Origin of the sequence: Aeromonas aquatica (assembly GCF_000764655.1) — a bacterium.
Lineage (GTDB): Bacteria > Pseudomonadota > Gammaproteobacteria > Enterobacterales > Aeromonadaceae > Aeromonas > Aeromonas aquatica.
The window spans coordinates 1-5,273 of sequence record NZ_JRGL01000160.1 but is presented as its reverse complement, the minus strand read 5'-3'; the positions used below and the strand labels follow the sequence as shown (position 1 = coordinate 5,273).

General features: G+C 58.6%; 4 protein-coding genes. 3 read left to right on the top strand and 1 reads right to left on the bottom strand.

Annotated elements, in window-relative coordinates:
• On the bottom strand, nucleotides 1-835 hold an 835-nt coding region (locus LG30_RS0119890; RefSeq protein ID WP_152599393.1), incomplete at its 3' end, for a DUF6538 domain-containing protein.
• A gap of 437 nt (nucleotides 836-1,272) precedes the next feature.
• On the opposite strand from LG30_RS0119890, the gene LG30_RS0119885 reads away from it, so the two are divergent.
• From LG30_RS0119885 to LG30_RS0119875, 3 genes are all read left to right on the top strand, one after another.
• Nucleotides 1,273-2,988: a sensor histidine kinase gene (locus LG30_RS0119885; protein ID WP_052101224.1), complete on the top strand. Its 1,716-nt coding sequence runs from the start codon at nucleotides 1,273-1,275 to the stop codon at nucleotides 2,986-2,988.
• Nucleotides 2,963-3,667, top strand: a complete 705-nt coding sequence (btsR, locus tag LG30_RS0119880) for a two-component system response regulator BtsR (protein ID WP_033132432.1) — start codon at nucleotides 2,963-2,965, stop codon at nucleotides 3,665-3,667. The genes LG30_RS0119885 and btsR overlap by 26 nt, the downstream gene beginning before the upstream one ends.
• 142 nt (nucleotides 3,668-3,809) lie before the next feature.
• Nucleotides 3,810-5,231: a carbon starvation CstA family protein gene (locus tag LG30_RS0119875; RefSeq protein WP_033132431.1), complete on the top strand. Its 1,422-nt coding sequence runs from the start codon at nucleotides 3,810-3,812 to the stop codon at nucleotides 5,229-5,231.
• The last annotated feature ends 42 nt before the right edge of the window (nucleotides 5,232-5,273 follow it).

Here is a 5,273-nt window from a genome sequence, read left to right as displayed (position 1 = left end):
GCATACGCTTATACGCAGACCCCGCCTTCTCGCAGGTAAACCTTGTATCAGGTCTGGATTCATAGAAGCCCAACATCCCCTTCACCATCTTTGAAGTTACCTCCTCGACGGGAATGTCACCCAGCCTCAACATCATCCATTTGAAATCACCGTTCCAATCGCTCAGCACTTTTTGGGCATCTTCCTCCCTTTTGCCCTTGACCCATTTTTCCTGATTGGCTTCAACGAATTTTGTCCAAGCTTGCGACAACAAGTAAGCTGGTTTTGCCTCATTGACTTCTTCAAGCATTTCTTCCAGAAGCCTTCTGCCTTCCCTGAGCTGTTCCCTATGAGTACCAGTAATCATCTTCTTGATGCGCATGTCCAACAAGAAGGAATAGAGCTCTTCAAAAAGCATGTGCTGCTTCTTGTTCGAGTAGTCCGGTCTCACGTCAGTGAACCAAAAATCATCGTCTGTGCTTCTGGCTGCACCACCCTCAATCAAGCCCTCTATGGCTCCCAACTGACCGATATGGACAGCCAGATACGGGTCTACCGTACCTGTATCCGGTTCGTACTGGTAACGACCATGAAGGGCGATGTTGTCAAAATCGGTAAGTTCCTCAAAGAGTTCCTGCAAAACATGAGTTGTCGTGTTCCTTGGATTCATCGCTTTTAATCTTTTTATCAATGGCCATTTGCCCATGACTTTATCACGGGATTCACTCAGGGAGTCAGTCCCAAGTGACTTCACAATCTCTCTTCTTGCGGTTAAATGTTGGACAGACTTTGGAACCGTCACCTTGAGGTAATAGGTCTGGTTTCGTCTGATAAGGTATGAGCTTTGGGAACGCATTTAGGTACAATCCTAGGTACAAGGAGCCATCATGCGTTATGAAGAACACCGCAAAGCCTTATGGCCTCAGCACTGCTAGGGTAAAACTTATCCCCAGAAGCTGGGGATAACTCATTGGACAAACCTGAATAATTACCAAATCCCCCTCTAAATAGTCTGCTATCGGGGCTGGATGAAAAACGCCCAGCCGAGGGCTGGGCGGAGCATGCCACCTCCGTGTGGCGTATCCGGTGGACACATTCATGCTCCCTCCAGCAATACCAAGCTCGTCACATTTACACAAATATCAATTTAACGTACTGATTTTATATGGTTTTAATTTTCTATTCTGGCAAACTGCCCGGCGACACGGCCACGGGGTACGGAAAAACGCGATCCGGCTCACAGAACGAACGAATGAGGCCCAGGCCTGGCTCGAGATTGGAGGAATGTTTTTTATGCAGTTAGTCCTCTCCCTGCTCCAGCAGATGAGCGTCAGCCTGGTCATCGCCTATCTCTTTTCCAAGAGCCCCTTGCTACGCCCGCTGGCCAACTATTCGGTCAGACTCCCCCACAAAGTCTTGATATACGTTATTTTTTCCTGCTTTTGCATCCTCGGCACCTACGTCGGGCTGGACATCGATGACGCCATCGCCAACACCCGCGCCGTCGGTGCCGTGCTGGGCGGGCTGCTAGGGGGTCCGCTGGTGGGCTTTCTGGTGGGGCTGACCGGGGGACTGCACCGCTATACCCTCGGCGGATTTACCGATCTCGCCTGCGCCATCTCCACCACCTGCGAGGGGTTGCTGGGGGGGCTGGTGCACTGGCGGCTGATGCGGGCAAACCGGGTGGATGCCCTGTTCAAGCCCAGAATCGCCTTCTTCACCACCCTCTACGCCGAGATCTTGCAGATGGTCATCATACTGCTGGTCGCCACGCCCTTTGAGCAGGCCCTGCAGCTGGTGCGCACCATCGCCACCCCCATGATCCTGGCCAACTCCTGCGGGGCGGCGCTCTTCATCAGCATGATCCGCGACCAACAACGGATGTACGAGAAATTCTCCCGGGTCTTCTCCGCCAAGGCACTCACCATCGCCAACCGCACCGTCGGCATTATGACTCAGGGCTTTACCCGCGATGCCAGCCAGAAAATCGCCCACATAGTGCAAGAGGAGACAGGGGTCGGCGCCGTCGCCATCACGGATACCGACAAGATCCTCGCCTTCATCGGCATCGGCGAGGAACACCACAAGCCGGGCACCCCCATCACCTCCACCATCACTCTGCAAGCCATAGCCCAGAACAAGGTGCTGTTTGCCGATGGCAACCGCCAGCCCTATCGCTGCAGCATCTCCCCCTCCTGTCAGCTCGGCTCCGTACTGGTGATCCCGCTGCAAGGGGACAAGGGGGTAATAGGCACCATCAAGCTCTACGAGCCCAAGAAGCGGCTGTTTCTCAAGATCAACCACACCCTGGGGGAAGGGATCGCCAACCTGCTGTCACAACAACTGCTGAGCGGGCGGCTGGAGCAACAGCAGCGGCTGCTGGTGCAATCCGAGCTCAAACTCATCCAGGCCCAGATCAACCCCCATTTCCTGTTCAACACCCTCAACACCATCAGCGCCATTACCCGGCGCGATCCCGAGCGCGCCCGCCAGCTGCTGCTGCATCTGTCCCGCTTCTTTCGCAAGAACCTCAAGCGCCAGAGCGATCTGGCCACCCTGCAGGAGGAGCAGGAGCACTGCCAATCCTACCTGGAGATCGAGCTGGCCCGCTTTGGTGAGCGATTGACTGTGCAAAACGAGATCCCGCTGCAGCTGGCCCAGCTGCAGTTGCCGAGCTTCACCCTGCAGCCCCTCATCGAGAATGCCATCAAGCACGGCATATCCACCCTGCTGGAACAAGGCCGCATCCGCCTCTACGCGGAGGAGACCCCCGAGCTGGTCAGGCTCTGCGTGGAGGACAACGCCGGCGCCTGGCAGGGGGATCTGACGGGGGGAGATGGGCTGGGCATGAACATAGTGGACCGCCGCCTCAAGAGTGCCTTCGGCGATCGCTTCGGCCTTGACGTCCAGTCCGAGCCGGAGCAATGGACCCGGGTCTCCTTCAGCATCCCCAAGGCGCCTCGCCCCCTTCCAAGGAGACAACATGATCCGCATCCTGATCGTCGATGACGAACCCTATGCCCGCGAAGAGCTGGCCGAGCTGCTCGGCCCCGAAGCCGACATTGCTATTCTGGGGGCCGCCGCCAATGCCATCGAGGCGTTGCCCCTAATTCAACGGCTGAAGCCCGACGTGGTGTTTCTCGACATCCAGATGCCCAAGCTCAGCGGTATGGAGCTGGTCGCCATGCTCGATCCCCTGCCCCGCATCGTCTTCGTCACCGCCTTCGACGACTACGCCATCCAGGCCTTCGAGGAGAACGCCTTCGACTACCTGCTCAAACCGGTGGAGCCCGCCCGGCTGGCCAAGACGCTGGCACGTCTGCGTCAGGATCTCAGCCCGCAGCCCGTGGCCGCGCTGGCGCCCGCCATTCGCCATATCCCCGGCTACCTGCACAACCGGGTACGGCTGCTGCCCATAGAGCAGGTGGAGTACGCCTTCTCGGATCTCGGCGGGGTGCACGTCGCCTGCCAGGGTGAGCTGTTTCACACCCAACTCACGCTCAAGTCGCTGGAGGAGAAGACCCCGCTGCTGCGCTGCCACCGCCAATATCTGGTGGCCCCACACGCTATCTTCGAGATCCAGTTGCTGGAGAATCAGCTGGCCCAGATCGTCACCCAAAGCGGGGCCAAGGTGCCGGTCAGCCGTCGCTACCTCAAGGAGCTGAAGGATGAGTTAGGCCTGGAGTGACCTGGCCTGAGTGTGCGCCGGCTCACAGTCGGCAACCGCTCGGGTCGCCATGCCGCCGCTTACCACCTTTACCTGCCGTTAACAGAAGAGCCCACTTAGACTGACCGCGCACACCATAAAATAACAATGCTGGAGCGTAACAATGATCTGGTTCTTCCTCTGCGTCGGCCTGCTAGTGGCTGGCTATTTCTTCTATGGCAAGTTCATCGAGCGGATATTTGGCCCGCAACCCGAGCTCGCCACCCCCGCCATCACCATGGCCGACGGCGTGGACTATGTGCCCATGTCGGACAAGAAGGTCTACCTGGTTCAACTGCTCAACATCGCCGGGGTCGGCCCCATCTTCGGCCCCATCCTGGGTGCCCTGTACGGCCCGGTCGCCATGCTCTGGATAGTGTTTGGCTGCATCTTCGCCGGCGCGGTCCACGACTACTTCTCCGGCATGCTGTCGGTGCGCGCCAAGGGCGCCTCGGTACCGACAGTGGTCGGTGAGCACCTGGGCACCGCCGCCAAGCACTTCATGAACCTGTTTGCCGTGGTGCTGCTGATGCTGGTGGGCGTGGTGTTCGTGCTGAGCCCGGCGGGCCTGCTCGCCAACCTTACCTCCACCGATCTGGTCTACTGGATAGTGGCGATCTTTGCCTACTACATCCTCGCCACCATAGTCCCCATCGACAAGATCATCGGTCGCTTCTACCCCATCTTCGGCGCCCTGCTGGTGTTCATGTCGGTCGGTCTCATCATCGGCCTCATCGTCTCCGGCAAAGGCTTCTACAACACCGGGATGGACTTCTCCAACCTGCACCCGACCGAGCTGCCGCTGTGGCCGCTGCTGTTCATCACCATCGCCTGTGGCGCCGTCTCCGGCTTCCATGCCACCCAGTCCCCGCTGATGGCGCGCTGCATGCAGAATGAGAAGTCCGGCCGCTTCATCTTCTACGGCGCCATGATAGGTGAAGGGATCATCGCCCTCATCTGGTGCACTCTGGGTCTCTCCTTCTACGACAGCACCGAAGCGCTCAACGCCACCCTGGCGAGCGGCGGCCCGGCGGCCGTGGTGCACGAAGTCTCCACCAGCCTGCTCGGCACGGTCGGCGGCATCCTGGCCATCCTCGGCGTGGTGATCCTGCCCATCACCTCCGGTGACACCGCGTTTCGCAGTGCCCGCCTCATAGTGGCGGACTTCCTGAAGCTGACCCAGAAACCCATGGCCAAGCGACTGCTGATCGCCGTGCCCATGTTCATCCTCGGTTTCATCATCTCCAAGGCCGACTTCGACGTGATATGGCGCTACTTCGGCTGGGCCAACCAGACCACCGCCGTCATCATGCTGTGGGCCGCCGCCGCCTACCTCATCAAGGAAGGCAAGCTGCACTGGGTCTGCACCATCCCCGCCATGTTCATGACCGCCGTGGTGTTTACCTACCTGGCCAACGCGCCCATCGGCTTTGGTCTGGCGATGGACATCTCCACCATCATCGGCCTGGTGTGTACCGCCGTCATCACCCTGGCCTTCCTGATCAGGTTCAGGCCATCCCGGCTGAGCGCGGTGAAGGAGAACTAACCCGCGTATCGCACCCAAATAAGAAGGCTATGTCCCAATTAC